General features: G+C 70.7%; 13 protein-coding genes, 1 tRNA gene, 1 pseudogene and 1 riboswitch. Of the genes and pseudogenes, 10 read left to right on the forward strand and 5 right to left on the reverse strand.

Annotated features, from left to right (window positions below):
- Positions 1-65: 65 nt before the first annotated feature.
- Complete coding sequence (locus NON00_RS17770; RefSeq protein WP_256023779.1) at positions 66-209, reverse strand: hypothetical protein; 144 nt, start codon at positions 207-209, stop codon at positions 66-68.
- 193 nt (positions 210-402) lie between these two features.
- On the opposite strand from NON00_RS17770, the gene NON00_RS17775 reads away from it, so the two are divergent.
- The 6 genes from NON00_RS17775 to NON00_RS17800 all read left to right on the forward strand — a co-directional run bounded on the left by NON00_RS17775 (position 403) and on the right by NON00_RS17800 (position 7,618).
- Entirely contained in the window at positions 403-1,605 is a 1,203-nt protein-coding gene (locus NON00_RS17775) for an aspartate aminotransferase family protein (RefSeq protein ID WP_256023781.1), read from the forward strand.
- Positions 1,606-1,628: 23 nt separating this feature from the next.
- Complete coding sequence (gene argF, locus NON00_RS17780; RefSeq protein WP_370688734.1) at positions 1,629-2,579, forward strand: ornithine carbamoyltransferase; 951 nt, start codon at positions 1,629-1,631, stop codon at positions 2,577-2,579.
- A 137-nt stretch (positions 2,580-2,716) separates the two neighbouring features.
- Entirely contained in the window at positions 2,717-4,417 is a 1,701-nt protein-coding gene (locus tag NON00_RS17785) for a methyl-accepting chemotaxis protein (protein WP_256023784.1), read from the forward strand.
- Positions 4,418-4,638: 221 nt separating this feature from the next.
- A complete protein-coding gene (gene ubiM / locus NON00_RS17790; RefSeq protein WP_256023787.1) occupies positions 4,639-5,820 on the forward strand; it encodes a 5-demethoxyubiquinol-8 5-hydroxylase UbiM in 1,182 nt (393 codons plus the stop codon).
- 149 nt (positions 5,821-5,969) lie between these two features.
- Complete coding sequence (locus NON00_RS17795) at positions 5,970-6,926, forward strand: Hsp33 family molecular chaperone HslO (RefSeq protein WP_256023789.1); 957 nt, start codon at positions 5,970-5,972, stop codon at positions 6,924-6,926.
- Between the two features lie 41 nt (positions 6,927-6,967).
- A complete protein-coding gene (locus NON00_RS17800; RefSeq protein WP_256023792.1) occupies positions 6,968-7,618 on the forward strand; it encodes a hypothetical protein in 651 nt (216 codons plus the stop codon).
- 167 nt (positions 7,619-7,785) lie between these two features.
- Here NON00_RS17800 and NON00_RS17805 read toward each other — a convergent pair whose 3' ends face one another.
- Positions 7,786-8,736, reverse strand: a complete 951-nt coding sequence (locus NON00_RS17805; RefSeq protein WP_256023794.1) for a diguanylate cyclase — start codon at positions 8,734-8,736, stop codon at positions 7,786-7,788.
- A gap of 138 nt (positions 8,737-8,874) precedes the next feature.
- A tRNA-Gly gene (locus tag NON00_RS17810) sits at positions 8,875-8,948 on the reverse strand.
- Between the two features lie 80 nt (positions 8,949-9,028).
- Positions 9,029-9,107, forward strand: a riboswitch (SAM riboswitch).
- Positions 9,108-9,166: 59 nt separating this feature from the next.
- Here NON00_RS17810 and metZ point away from each other — a divergent pair.
- The 3 genes and pseudogenes from metZ to folE all read left to right on the forward strand — a co-directional run.
- A pseudogene (gene metZ / locus NON00_RS17815) lies at positions 9,167-10,357 on the forward strand (O-succinylhomoserine sulfhydrylase); the annotation flags it as partial.
- Between the two features lie 486 nt (positions 10,358-10,843).
- The gene (gene apaG, locus NON00_RS17820) at positions 10,844-11,254 is read left to right on the forward strand and encodes a Co2+/Mg2+ efflux protein ApaG (RefSeq protein WP_256023797.1); all 411 of its coding nucleotides are present in this window, start codon (positions 10,844-10,846) and stop codon (positions 11,252-11,254) included.
- A 192-nt stretch (positions 11,255-11,446) separates the two neighbouring features.
- Positions 11,447-12,088 carry a GTP cyclohydrolase I FolE gene (gene folE, locus NON00_RS17825; RefSeq protein ID WP_256023800.1) on the forward strand — a complete coding sequence of 214 codons (642 nt, stop codon included), beginning with the start codon at positions 11,447-11,449 and terminating at the stop codon, positions 12,086-12,088.
- Positions 12,089-12,227: 139 nt separating this feature from the next.
- Here the strand turns inward: folE and NON00_RS17830 are convergent, their stop codons facing one another.
- On the reverse strand, positions 12,228-12,863 hold the full coding sequence (locus NON00_RS17830) for a YqgE/AlgH family protein (protein WP_256023802.1): 636 nt from the start codon (positions 12,861-12,863) through the stop codon (positions 12,228-12,230).
- A 124-nt stretch (positions 12,864-12,987) separates the two neighbouring features.
- Between NON00_RS17830 and NON00_RS17835 the strand changes: the two genes are divergently transcribed.
- Positions 12,988-13,470: a peroxiredoxin gene (locus NON00_RS17835; protein WP_256023805.1), complete on the forward strand. Its 483-nt coding sequence runs from the start codon at positions 12,988-12,990 to the stop codon at positions 13,468-13,470.
- A gap of 130 nt (positions 13,471-13,600) precedes the next feature.
- Here the strand turns inward: NON00_RS17835 and NON00_RS17840 are convergent, their stop codons facing one another.
- Positions 13,601-14,248 (reverse strand): NUDIX domain-containing protein, encoded by a 648-nt coding sequence (locus tag NON00_RS17840; protein WP_256023808.1) that lies wholly within the window; start codon positions 14,246-14,248, stop codon positions 13,601-13,603.
- Positions 14,249-14,343 lie beyond the last annotated feature (95 nt).

Raw genomic sequence — 14,343 nt, forward strand, 5'->3', positions numbered from 1 at the left:
GGACGACAATCCCGACCACCGCGAGCTGATGCGCGAGATCCTGCTGCCGCTCGGCTTCATTCTCTTCACCGCGCCGGGCCGGAGCCTTCGCCGCTGCTTCCCTGGCCGCCGCCCCCTTGGCCACCGCTGCCCTGGGCCAGGGCGGGGGAGAGGGTGGCGCCCCCCAGCCCGATCAGGGTGGCGGCGGTCAGGGCGATCATGCGTCGCATCGGGCGTTTCCTTCTGTCGTGGTGGGCTGTCGTGGCGGGGTTCCCCCCGGTAACGGCCCGCCGCGCGCCCGGGTTGCGCGAAAAAGCCGCGCGCGCCTTTGACCGCGCCCTGTCTTTGCGGCACTGTGCTTCTTTACCGCGGAACACCGCGCGACAGGCGCGCGGGCCGCGGCGATCCCGGAGAGAGACTCGCGTGATCCCCGCCCTGATGCCGACCTACAACCGTGCCGACCTCGCCTTCGAGCGGGGTGAGGGCGCCTGGCTGTGGACGGCGGATGGCCGACGATTCCTCGACTTCGGCAGCGGCATCGCCACCACCTCCATCGGCCATGCCCACCCGCACCTCGTGCAGACCATCGCCGAGCAGGCGGCCAAGGTGATGCACGTCTCCAACCTCTACCGCGTGCCGCAGGCGGAGCGCCTGGCCGCGCGGCTGGTCGAGAATTCCTTCGCCGACAGCGTCTTCTTCTGCAACTCGGGCGCCGAGGCGAATGAGGGCATGATGAAGGCCGTCCGCAAGTATCACGCGGAGAACGGCCACCCGGAGAAGTTCGGCTTCATCTGCTTCGAGGGCGCCTTCCACGGCCGCACCCTGGCCGCCCTGGCCGCCACCGGCAACGCCAAGTACCTGGAGGGCTTCGGCCCGGCGCCGGAGGGCTTCACCCACGTCCCCTTCGGCAACATGAACGCGGTGCGCGACGCCATCGGCCCGAACACCGCCGCCATCATGATCGAGCCGATCCAGGGCGAGGGCGGCGTGCGCCCGGCCGATCTGCGCTTCCTGCGCGACCTGCGCGCGGTGTGCGACGAGTTCGGCATCCTGCTCGCGCTCGATGAGGTGCAGACCGGCATGGGCCGCTCCGGCAAGCTCTGGGCCCACCAGTGGGCCGGGATCGAGCCGGATGTGATGTCCTCCGCCAAGGGCATTGGCGGTGGCTTCCCGCTCGGCGCCATCCTGGCGAAGGAAAAGGTGGCCCGGTATCTGAAGCCCGGCACGCATGGCACCACCTATGGCGGCAACCCGCTGGCCTGCGCCGCCGGCAATGCCGTGCTGGATGTCATCCTCGCCCCCGGCTTCCTGGAGCAGGTGGACCGTGTGGCCCGCCATCTCTGGCAGGGCCTGCTGGACCTCGCCGCCCGCCACCCGCAGGTGGCCAGCGGCGTGCGCGGCGCCGGGCTGCTGCTCGGCCTGCAGCTGGTGCCGGAGGTGACCAACAGCGAGCTCCAGGCCGCCGGCGTGGCCGAGGGGCTGCTGACCGTCGCCGCCGGGCAGAATGTCCTGCGCCTCGCCCCCTCCCTCATCATCACCGAGGCCGAGGTGGATCAGGCGCTGGAGATGCTCGACCGCGCGCTGCGCCGCGTCACCCCCTCCCAGGCGAAGGTGGCGGCCAAGTGAGCGTGCCCCAGTTGAGTCTGCCGGTGAAGAACGTCCTGCCGCGTGAAGGGGGGGCTGCGAAGCCCCCCCGCCACTTCCTGGAACTGTCGGATTTCGACCCCGCCACGCTGCGCCACATGCTGGACCTCGCCAGCCAGGCCAAGGCCGGGCGCATCCCGGAGAAGCCGCTGGCCGGCAAGTCGGTGGCGCTGATCTTCGAGAAGCCCTCGACCCGCACCCGCGTCTCCTTCGAGGTCGGCATCCAGAAGCTGGGCGGCCATGCCGTGGTGCTCTCCGCCCGCGACATGCAGCTCGGCCGGGGCGAGAGCGTGGCGGATACCGCCCGCGTCCTCTCCCGCTATGTGGACGCCATCATGCTGCGCACCGACAGCGTGGCGAAGCTGCGCGGCCTCGCCGAGCACGCCACCGTGCCGGTGATCAACGGGCTGACCGACGTCTCCCACCCCTGCCAGCTGATGGCCGACATCCTCACCTTCGAGGAGCATCGCGGCCCGGTGAAGGGCAAGGTCTTCGCCTGGACGGGCGATGGCAACAACGTGGCGCAGAGCTTCATCCAGGCGGCGGCGCGCTTCGACTTCACCTTGCGCCTCGCCACCCCGCCGGAGCTGGCGCCGCCGGCCCAGCTGGTGGACTGGGCGCGGCGCGAGGGCGCCCGCGTCGAGCTGACGGCCGACCCGGTGGCGGCCGTGCGCGGCGCCGACTGCGTGGTGACCGACACCTGGGTCAGCATGTCGGACGAGAAGGAGGGCGGGCCCTCGGCACGCCACAACATGCTCGCCCCCTACCAGCTCAACGCCGCGCTGCTGCAGCACGCGAAGCCCGAGGCCATCGTCCTGCACTGCCTGCCCGCCCATCGCGGCGAGGAGATCACCGAGGAGGTGATCGAGGGGCCGCAGAGCGTGGTGTTCGACGAGGCGGAAAACCGCCTGCACGCCCAGAATGGCGTGCTGCTCTGGGCCCTGGCGGGGCTATGACGGCGGGGCTGTGAGGGCCGGGGGATGGCAGGGGGGGTGAAAATCGCCCTGCGATACCCGGGCGCGACACAGGGTTAACGTTTACTCCACCCGAATGAGGGAAGACCTTGGGGTTCTCCTGCCCCAGGGAATTCCGCATGTCCATCTTCCGCACCTTCACCGCGCTGCCCCGCCGGTTGGGGGTGGTCTTCTGCCTGGTCGCCGTCACCTTCTGCGCGGTGATGGTGACAGGCGGCGTCATCACCGCGGTCATGCTGGACCGTATCCGCGAATCCCTGCTGGAGGACTCGCAGCTCGCGCTGGAGAGCAACCTCGGCACGCTGAAGGCGCTGCTGGCGCAGCAGGGGCGCGAATGGCGGCTGGAGGGGGACCAGCTGCTGCTCGACGGCAAGCCGCTGAACGGCCGCAACGAGGTGGTGGACACCGTGAAGGCCGTGGCTGGCGGCGTCGCCACCCTCTTCGCCGGCGATACCCGCGTCGCCACCAATGTGATGACGGCGGATGGCAAGCGCGCCGTGGGCACCAAGCTGGCCCAGGGGCCGGCTTACGACGCCGTCTTCCGCCGGGGCGAGACCTATCGCGGCGTCGCCACCATCCTCGGCGCCCCGCACCAGACGATCTATGAGCCGATCCGCGATACCTCCGGCCGTGTCATCGGCCTGTTGTTCGTCGGGCGCTCCCTGGCCTCGGTGGAGGCGCGCATCCTTGAGGTCGAGATCCACGGCATCATCGTGGGCGCCATTTCCCTGGTGGTGGTCGGGCTTTTCGCCTGGATGGCCACGGGGATGACGCTGAGGCCGCTGCGCGGGCTGGCCCAGGCGGTGCAGTCCATCGCCGAGGGGCGCTTCGACCTCGATCCGCCCTGCACCGACCGGCGCGACCTGCTGGGCGAGATCGGCCGCGCCGTGAAGAGCCTCGCCGAGGGCAGCCGGCAGGCCCGCGCCCTGGAGGCCGAGGCCGAGGCCGCCCGCCAGCGCAGCGCCGCCGAGCGGCGCCAGATGCAGCAGAGCCTCGCCGAGGAGATCGAGCAGGCGGTGGGCGGCGTTGCCCGCGCCCTCTCCACCGAGATGGCGAAGCTGGACCAGGCGGCGCATACCCTCTCCGAAGGCACCAGCCGCGCCCAGAAGGATGCCGGGGCGGTGGCCGACCGCAGCCGCAGCGCGACGCAGAACGTGCAGGCCGTGGCCACCGCCGCCGAGCAGCTTTCCGCCAGCATCGCCGAGATCAACCGCCGCGTCAGCCAGGGCGCCCAGGTGGCGCGCGCGGCGGTGGCGGCGGCCGGCACTTCCGACCAGACGGTGGCCGGCCTCTCCGCCGCCGCCGACCGCATCGGCGATGTGGTGAAGCTGATCGCCGATATCGCCGGGCAGACCAACCTGCTCGCCCTCAACGCCACCATCGAGGCGGCCCGCGCCGGCGAGGCGGGCAAGGGCTTCGCCGTCGTCGCCTCCGAGGTGAAGACGCTGGCCAGCCAGACGGCCAGGGCCACCGAGGAAATCGCCACCCAGATCGGCGCCATGCGCGGCGCCACCAATCAGGCGGTGCTGGCGGTGCGCGACATTGCCACCACCGTCAGCCGCATGGACGAGGTGACATCCGCCATCGCCGCCGCAGTGGAGGAGCAGGGCGCCGCCACCCAGGAAATCGCCCGCAATGCCGCCGCTGCCGCCCATGGCACCGAAGGCGCGGCGCAGAGCACCCTGGCCCTGACCGAGCATGTCACCCAGGCCGCCGATGCGCTGGGCGGCGTCCGCCAGGCCACCTCCGCCGTCGGCCAGCAGGGGGCCGCCCTCCAGCGCGAATTGTCCGGCGTGGTGGCCCGGCTGCGCGCCGCGTGATTGAGGTCTTGTTGTTATATAAGAAGCTTCTTTTTCTAAAGAAACAGAAGCTTTCTTTCAGGCTGCCGCCGTCTCCTGGCGCAGCGGGACGCTGACTGGAAAAAGTTTTTTGGTTCTTTTTTTTCAAAAAAAGAACATTTTCTCTTCCCCTTGCCTTCTCCCGCTTTGCGGAATCGCCAACCGGGCCTACCTATCCGGCACTGACCCTGAAGGCAGCGAAGATGCAGTTCGATGTCGTGATCGTCGGGGGCGGGCCTGCCGGCCTTTCCCTGGCCACTTCCCTCTCTGGCACCGGCCTTTCGGTCGCGGTGCTCGAACGCCAGGGCGAGGCCGCCCTGGCCGAGGCCGCCTTTGACGGGCGGGAGATCGCGCTCACCCACCATTCCATGGCGTTGCTGCGCCAGATGGGCGCCTGGGACCTCATCCCGGAGGAGAGCATCTCGCCGCTGCGGGAGGCGCGGGTGCTGAATGGCGGCTCCGCCTATGCGCTGCGCTTCGACACCACCGGGCGGGCGGAGGCGGAGCTGGGCAAGCTCGTCTCCAACCACAGCATCCGCCGCGCGCTCTACCGCACCGCCACGGCCAATCCGGATGTCACGCTGCTGGCGGGCGTCGCCGTTTCCGGCCTGCGCACCGGGCTGGAGGGGGCGGAGGTCACGCTGGAGGATGGCCGCCGCCTGCGCGCCCGCCTGCTGGTCGCCGCGGACAGCCGCTTCTCCGCCGCGCGGCAGGCGCTTGGCATCGGCGCGGAGATGCGCGATTTCGGCAAGCGCATGCTGGTCTGCCGCCTGCGGCACGAGGGGCCGCACCACGGCGTGGCCACCGAGTGGTTCGACTATGGCCAGACCATCGCCATGCTGCCGCTGAACGGCCATGAGTCCTCCGCCGTCATCACCCTGCCGCCCGAGGAGATGGCGCGTCTGGAAGCCATGCCGGAGGCCGCGTTCGGCGCCGAGGTGGCGCGCCGCTACCGCCAGCGCCTGGGGGCGATGGAACTGGTCAGCACGCGGCACGTCTATCCGCTGGTCGCCGTCTATGCCGAGCGCTTCGCCGCCACCCGCGCCGTGCTGCTGGGGGATACGGCGGTCGGCATGCATCCGGTGACGGCGCATGGCTTCAATTTCGGCCTGAGCGGGCAGGAGATCCTGGCCGGTGAGATCCGCGCCGCGCTCTCCGCCGGGCGGGACTTCGCGGCGCCGGATGTGCTGCGGCGCTATGCCCTGGCGCATCGCCGGGCGACGCGGCCGCTCTACCTCGCCACCAATGCCACGGCGCTGATCTACACCCACGACACGCCGCCGGCCCGCTTCGTGCGCAATTTGGCGCTGCGGCTGGGCAACCATCTCCGCCCGGTGCAGCAGCGCATCGTCTCCCACCTGATGGAGACGCGGAAGGCGGCCTGAGAGGCGGCCTGAGAGGCGGCTGGCAGGCTTCGGCGCCCCCATGCCCGCCATCCGGGAGGCCGCCGCGCCCCACGGCCCCGGGGCTTTGGGTCGCGGAGCGGCGGGGGACGCACTATCTAGGCATTTTGCAGCATTCAGGCCCCTGCCGCGTGACCGACCCGACCGAACCTTCCGCGACCCCTGCTTTCCTCAATCATGACCGCCCGCCCGTGCCGCATCTGACGGTGCCGCGCGGCGTGCAGCCCTTCCACCTGGAGCGCAAGCCGGTGCGCGGGCGCCTTGTGCGTCTGGGCCCGCTGGCCGATGCGCTGCTGACCCGGCACGAGAATCCGGAGCCGGTGACGGCCCTGCTCGGGCAGGCGCTGGCGCTGACCGCGGGCCTCGCCGCCGCGCTGAAGTTCCAGGGCAGCTTCAGCCTCCAGGCCAAGGGCGATGGCCCCATCTCCATGCTGCTGGCCGATTGCACCGATTCGGGCGCCCTGCGCGGCTATGCCCGGGCTGAGGCGGTGCCGGAGGGCGCGGCTGATGCCGCCGCCCTGCTGGGCAAGGGCTATCTGGCCTTCACCTGCGACCAGGGGCCGGAGATGGAGCGCTACCAGGGCATCGTCGCCATCGATGGCGCGTCGCTGGCGGAGATGACGGGGCATTACTTCGACACCTCCGAGCAGCTGGCGAGCCGCGTCTGGCTTTTCGCCGCGCGCATGGCGGCGGGCTGGCGCGCCTCGGCGCTGATCCTGGAGCGGGTGGCGGGCGCCGGCGGCATCGGCCCGGAGTTGGACGAGGCGGCGCAGCAGGATGCCTGGGAGACGGCGCTGGTCCTGGCCGGCACCATCACCGAGGCCGAGATGCTGGATGACACGCTGCTGCCCGAGCGGCTGCTGCACCGTCTCTTCCATGCCGAGGGGCTGGCGCTCGACCGGCCGCGCGCGCTGTCCTATGGGTGCCGTTGCTCCCGGTCCCGGCTGGCCTCCGTGCTGGCCGGCTTCGGGACGGATGATCTGGACCACATGGCCGAGGACGGGGTCATCACCATGACCTGCGAGTTCTGCAATGTCGGCTTCCGCTTCCAGCGGGACGAGGTGCAGGCGGCGTCCGGCCGGGGCTGACGCGAGAGAACCGCGAGAGAGACGGGGGAGTAGGACGCATCATGACGCCATCGCCGCGCCATTGGCAGACCGGGCGGATCACCCGCCGCGGGGCCGCCCTGCTGCTGCCCTTGCTGGCCGTGGCCTGCTCGGGGGATGACCCCGCGCCGGTCCTGGCCGCGCCGCCGGGCTATGGCTACCTGACGCCGCTGCGGCTCAATGTGCTCGACATCGACATTGTCGAGCCTGGGCCGATGCGCGCCGACCCCCCGGCGCCGCTCTCCCCGGCCGAACTGGCCCAGCGCATGGGGCGGGACCGGCTGGTGGCCGTCGGCACCACCGGCCGCGCCCGTTTCCTGGTGGAAAGCGCCACCCTGGCGCGGGAGCGCGCCACGGGGGGCGGCGTCTTCTCCCAGGCGACGGAGCGCCTGGCCGTGGCGCTGCGGGTGCGGGTGGAGGTGCTGGGCAATGATGGCCGGCGCGTTGGCTTCGCCGAGGCCGAGTCGCGCCGCACCGCCACGCTGATCGATGACGGCCCGGCCAGCCGCGCCCGCAATGCCGACCAGATCGTGCGGCAGGCGATGGACGACCTGAATGTGGAATTCGAGTTCCAGCTGCGCCGCAACCTGCGCGACTGGATCATGACCGGCGCGCCCAGTGCCCCGCTGCCGGCGCCGGTGATGCAGGAAGATCTCAGCCGGCCGAAGCCCTGAGGGGGGCTTCCCCGCCACCAGCGAAAACGTCCTGTTGGGTTTCCAAAGGCCTCAGGCCTTTGGTGGCCGCAAGGCACTGCCTTGCAGGTGTGAGAGGGGCGAAGCCCCTCTCACAAGGGTGCCGCCGCCGGGGGGTGCCGCCGCAGGGCCAGCCGGGCCGTTTGTGTTCAGCCCGGCGCCGCCTCGGGCCGCGCGTGCCAGGCGTGGCCGCCCTTGCCCTCCCGCTTGCAGCGATAGAGCGCGACATCGGCCAGTTGCAGCAGGCGGTCCAGATCCGCCGCATCCTGCGGATAGAGGCTGATGCCGATGCTGGCATCCAGGATGTGGCAGGCATTGCCGAGATGCAGCGGATGGGCGATGCGCAGCCGCAGCCGGTGGCACAGCAGGTCGATCTGCGCCGGGGTGCAGGGCGCGGGGAGCAGCAGGACGAATTCATCCCCGCCGATGCGGGCGGCGAAATCGCCGGGCCGCAGGCTGGCCCGCAGCAGTTCGGCGACACGGCGCAGTGCCTCATCCCCGGCGGAATGGCCGGCGGCGTCGTTGATCGGCTTGAAATTGTCGAGGTCGAGCACGGCCACCGCCACCGGCTGCCGGGGCGCGGCGGCCATCCGCTCCGCCCAATGCGCGCGCAGGCCGCGCCGGTTGGCCAGCCTGGTCAGGAAGTCCTCCTGGGCGAAGCGCAGCGCGGCCTGCTCCGCCTGCTTGGCGGGCGAGATGTCGGTGAAGGCGGCCAGGGCCAGGTTGAGCTGCGGCAGGATGATGCCCTGTTGCAGCACCGTCAGCACGCGGCCATCGGCGCAGAGCACGTCCAGTTCGAGGTTCAGCGTCTCGTGGTAGCGGGGCGGGTACAGCGGATCCCAGAGGCTGCGCCAGAGCGCGCAGGCCGTCTCCCGCTGCTGCGGGTTGACGTAGGTGCCCGCGATCCAGTCCTGCACATGCGCGAAATGGCCGGGCGAATAGCCGAAGGTCTCCCGGAAGGCGCGGTTCATGAAGAGGATGCGCCCCTCATGCAGCGAGGCCCAGCTGACCGGCACCGGCAGGGATTCGAGCAGCGCCATCAGGTCCGCCTGGGAGAAGGCGGCCTCGCCATCAAGGCTCTGAATCGCGTGCAGCGGCATCCCTGAGCGCCCCCCCATCCTCCTCATCATGTGAAGAGGGAGCGGAGACTAGGACGCGATGGTGAAGGCGGGTTTAACCCAACGGCAAGCCTGGGACGGCTTTGCGCGCGGTGCACCGGATGAGGAAAAGAGGGGGGATGGAGCGGGCGAAGGGAATCGAACCCTCGTCACTTGGTTGGGAACCAAGAGCTCTACCATTGAGCTACGCCCGCAGACCGATCGCTGCGTCGCAGAGGCTTGTAGCGTGCTCTTGTGCCTTCGGCAAGCCGGGCGTAAGGTCCGCCCACCCCCGAGGCGGGGTGCTCGCGATTTGTCCGGCCAGCTTGCGGCGAGCTTAAACAATCGCGCTAAACGGCCGTGCGGGGGGGCGTGCGCGTGCCCTCGCCCGACCGGGCCGGGTCTATCGCCAGATCCGAGAGTCGCCCGCCCGATGGCCAAGCCCAGTTCCGACCGACCGCTGCGCCCCGCCACCCTCCTGGTCCGCGGCGGGCAGATGCGCAGCAATTACGACGAGACGGCGGAGACGCTCTACCTGACCTCCGGCTTCGTCTATGACAGCGCACGGCAGGCGGAGCAGACCTTCACCGGCGAGGTCACGCATTTCCAGTATTCCCGCTTCGGCAACCCGACGGTGCAGATGCTGGAGTCGCGCATCGCGGCGCTGGAGGGGGCGGAAGCCTGCCGCGCCACGCCGACGGGCATGGCCGCCGTCCATGGCGCGCTGCTCTCCCACCTGAAGGCGGGGGACCGCGTGGTGGCCGCCCGCGCGCTGTTCGGCTCCTGCCACTGGATCATCTCCACCCTGCTGCCGCGCTACGGCATCGAGACCGAATTCGTCGATGGCGCGGATCTCGAGCAATGGAAGGCCGCCTTCCGCCGCCCCTGCCAGCTCGTGCTGCTGGAGACCCCCTCCAACCCGATGCTGGAGCTGGTGGACCTCAAGGCCGTCTGCGACATGGCGCATGAGGCCGGGGCGATCGTGGTGGTGGACAATGTCTTCGCCACGCCGCTGCTGCAGAAGCCGATGAAGTTCGGCGCCGATGTGGTGGTCTATTCCGCCACCAAGCATTTCGACGGCCAGGGCCGCGTCCTCGGCGGCGCCGTGCTGGGCAGCAAGAAGTGGGTGGAGGAGGTGCTGCAGCCCTTCCTGCGCAACACCGGCGCCGCCATCTCCCCCTTCAATGCCTGGGTCATCCTGAAGGGGCTGGAGACGCTGCACCTGCGCGTCCACGCCATGTGCCGCAGCGCCGCCGCCATCGCCCAGATGCTGGAGGAACGGGCGGAGATCGCCCGGGTCTTCTACCCCTACCTCGCCAGCCATCCGCAATACGCCCTGGCCAAGCAGCAGATGTCCGCCGGTGGCACGCTGGTCAGCTTCGCGCTGAAGGGCGGCAAGGAGGCAGCCTTCCGCTTCATGGACGCGCTGCGGGTGATCGATATTTCCAACAATCTCGGCGATTCGAAGAGCCTGATCACCCACCCCGCCACCACCACGCATATGCGCGTGGCGGCGGAGGAGCGGGCGCGGCTGGGCATCACCGATGGCGCGCTGCGCCTCTCGGTGGGCCTGGAGGATGTGGAGGACCTGGTGGAGGACATCGCCGCGGCGCTGGACGCCGTGGCCGGCAACCCGGCGCCGCGCAGGAAGCCGCTGGCGAAGCTGGTGGCCGAGGAGGCCGCCGCCCCCGTGAAGTCCGCCCCCGTTAAGCCCGCCCCGGTGAAGGCCGCCGCCGCCAAGGCCCCCAAGGCCGCCGCGCCGAAGCCCGCCGCCCCGCCGGCCACCGCGGCCAAGCCTGCCCGCCGCAAGGCGGCCGAGCCGGATCTCTTCCCCGAGCCGGCTCCGCGCCGCAAGCGCTGAGGGAAATGGCTGGCTTTTGAGAGGGGCTTCGCCCCTCTCAAACTCTCCCGACCAAAGGCCTGAGGCCTTTGGAAACCCATCTGCTGGCGCCTGTTGGAGGCAAAGCCCCCGCAAGGCGTCTGAGCCCCGTGCGGCCCTCGACGCGCTGTGCCGCGGGGCGCAGTATAAGGCGGGCCGCTTCCGCTCGGCCGCCGGCTTGTTTCCAGGGTGACTTGCCAGAGCGGCCCCGGGCCGCGCAGGGTAGCGACCATGTCTCAGCCGCCTCTCTTCACCGCCACCACGCGCGCGATCCGCGTTTCCGTCCGCGCCTTCTATCTTGAGGACCAGTCGAACCCGGAACAGTCGCATTTCGTCTGGGCCTACCGGGTGACGATCGAGAACCAGGGGCCGCGCACCGTGCAGCTCCTGCGCCGCAGCTGGGAAATCACCGATGCCCAGGGCCGCATGCAGCAGGTGAACGGCCCCGGCGTGGTGGGCGAGCAGCCGGTGCTGGAGCCGGGCGAGAGCTTCGAATACACCTCCGGCACGCCGCTCTCGACCCCCACGGGCTTCATGCGCGGCACCTATCACATGATTGAGACGGATAGCGGCGAGTCCTTTGACGTCGCCATCCCCGCCTTCAGCCTGGACAGCCCGCACCAGACCGGCGCCCTGCACTGAACGGCCCGCCCATGGCGCCCCAGGCGGCGGGCCACGCCGCTGCGGGCAGCCCTGCCCCGAGGGGAAAGCGCATGCCTCGCCCGCCGATTTGCCGCAGAAAGGCCAGGCCCGCGCCCATTGCGCGATCGCGGGACCGCGCCATGTGTTGCGCCGGATAGTGATTCCTTGGAAACCTCAGCGGAACAGCCCCCCGTGAACAAGCCCCTCACGCCTGCCCCGCAGCGCGCCGAGCCTGCCCTGACCGCCCACCGCCCCACCCGCGAGGAGGCCGAGGCCGCGGTCCGCACGCTGCTGCTCTGGGCCGGGGATGACCCGGCGCGCGAAGGCCTCGTCGACACTCCCGCCCGTGTCGCCCGCGCCTATGAGGAATTCTTCTCCGGCTATCGCGAGGACCCCGTCGAACTGCTCGCCCGCTCCTTCGAGGAGACGGAGGGCTACGATGAAATGGTGGTGCTGCGCGATATCCGGCTGGAGAGCCATTGCGAGCACCACATGGTGCCGATCATCGGCCGCGCCCATGTCGCCTACCTGCCGGCCGGCCGCGTCGTCGGCATCAGCAAGCTGGCCCGCGTGGTGGAGGCCTATGCCCGCCGCCTGCAGATCCAGGAAAAGCTGACCTCGCAGATCGCCAACAGCATCAACGACGTGCTGCAGCCGCGCGGTGTCGCCGTTCTGATCGAGGCCAGCCACCAGTGCATGACCACGCGCGGCGTCCACAAGCCGGGCGTCAGCATGATCACCAGCCGCATGCTGGGCGCTTTCCGCGAGGATGCCGGCCTGCGCCGTGAATTTCTTTCTCTGACCCGTGGCGGCACTCCCGCGCCCGAAGCCTGAGCAAGGCTGTTACACCCCCGCCCCACAGCGACTGACAGATGGGTTTCCAAAGGCCTCAGGCCTTTGGTGGGGAGAGTTTGAGAGGGGCGAAGCCCCTCTCAAGAGCAGGCGCAGCGCCGCCAGATCTTAGGCCCAGATCTCAGGCATGGCCGGCATGGCCGGAGAGCAGCAGCGGGTCCACCCGCAGCTTGGCCAGCGCCATCCGCCATTTGTCATCCGGCGTGCCGCCGAACAGCAGCGACTCATCCGCCGGCACGTTGAGCCAGGCATTGCGGAGCATTTCATCCTCCAGCTGCCCAGGCCCCCAGCCGGCATAGCCCAGCGCCAGCAGACCGAGGCGCGGCCCGCCCCCCCCGGCGATCGCCTTCAGGATGTCCAGGCTCGCGGTCAGCGCCACGCCGCCCGTCACCTGCAGGCTGCCCTCGCTCGCCCAGTCATTGGTGTGCAGCACGAAGCCGCGCCCGCCCTCCACCGGCCCGCCGGCCATCAGCCGGATCTGCCGCTGCGGCGGCGTGGGCTCCACCTCCAGCTGCTTCATCAGCTCCTCGAAGCTGATATTGCTCAGCGGCTTGTTCAGCACGATGCCCATGGCGCCATCCGCCGAATGCGCGCACAGGCAAATGACGGTGCGGACGAAGCGCGGATCCTGCATCCCCGGCATGGCCACCAGAAGCTGCCCGCCCAGATAGCCGGCCTGCATCGTCCCGGGGCGCGCGCCGCGCGGGCGGCCGCCAAAAGCCTCGGGGATTTCGTCCTCACGTGCGCGTCGTGCCATGGCCGATAGAAATGGCGGGCGGCGCGGCGCGGCGCAAGCACCGACCGCCTTCGCCGCGCATGCCACGTTGACAGCCCGCGCCCCGCCGTGAAATGCCGGGCTGCCCCGAGGAAGGAAAACCTCCATGACCATCCAGTCCGGCGAGACGATTCCCGCCCTGACCCTGACCCAGGCCACCGCCGAAGGCCCCCGCGAGCTGACCACCGACGCCCTGTTCGGCGGCAAGACCGTGGTGCTCTTTGGCGTGCCGGGTGCCTTCACCCCCACCTGCTCCGCCCGCCACCTGCCGGGCTTCCTCCAGAACCTGGAGGCGCTGAAGGCCAAGGGCGTCGATGCCGTGGCCTGCATGGCCGTGAACGACCCCTTCGTGATGAACGCCTGGGCCAAGGACCAGGGCGTCGAAGGCGCGATCACCATGCTCGCGGACGGCTCCGCCGCCTTCACCAAGGCGCTCGGCCTGGAATTCGACCTGACGGCGCGCGGCCTCGGCCTGCGCTGCCAGCGCTTCGCCCTGGTGGCGAAGGACGGCAAGGTGAGCCACATCGCCATCGAGGCGGCGGGCGCCTTCGAGGTCTCCAGCGCCGAGGCGGTGCTGGCGGCGCTCTGAGGCGTCCAGCAGGGGGCTCCGCCCCCTGCGACCCCCGCCGGGGGGACAGGGTCCCCCCATGTTTCCTTTGGGGACCCCGCCATCAGTGTCGCGTCCCGCCTAAACGGCAGACGGCGGCAGCCTGAAAAAATCACTCGAGAAAGCGGTGTTCCTGGCCGCGGTAGAAGGGGAGGGGGCGGGTGGCGCGCTCGGCTTCCGGCATGGCCAGCCAGGCGCGGAATTCCACCAGCACCCGCGCCGTGATCGGCGCCAGGGGCAGGGCCAGCACCTCGTCCAGGGGGCGGTAGGCCAGATCCTCCAGCTCGCCCGAGCCCTGCAACCGGCCTTCCGCCACCTCGGCCGGGGCGATCAGGAAGCGGGCATTGAAGCGGATCGGCTGCGCCGCCGGCGTCACCGCCCGGCAGAGATAGGCCAGCACGTCCAGATGCGGCGCGGCCCCGCCCAGGCGCAGCCCCGTCTCCTCCTCCAGCTCCCGCGCGGCGGCGATGGCCAGGGCGCGTGCCAGGCGCGGCGGCGCCCGGCGCTCCAGCGCGGCGCGCGTGTCGGGGCGCAGCTCGGCGGCGGCGGGCGCGGCGCGGTCCGCCAGATCCACCCGCCCGCCCGGAAACACCAGCCGGTTGGGCATGAAGCGATGCCCGGCGGCGCGCTGGCCCATCAGCACCTCCACCCCCGCGGGCGTCGCGCGCCACAGCAGCAGGCTGGCGGCGTGGCGGGGGAAGACCGGGCGGGGCAGGCCAGGACTGGAAGAAGCAGGACCGGAAGAAACAGGGCGCGACATCGCCGCAGCGTGGCACCCCGCGTGCCACGCGGAAAGATGCCAACTTCTTGACAAGCGGGGGGTGCGGGCGCATCTGCCGAAAGCGGACGAGATTG

The sequence above is a fragment of the Roseomonas sp. GC11 genome (genome assembly GCF_024437745.1).
Lineage (GTDB): Bacteria > Pseudomonadota > Alphaproteobacteria > Acetobacterales > Acetobacteraceae > Pseudoroseomonas.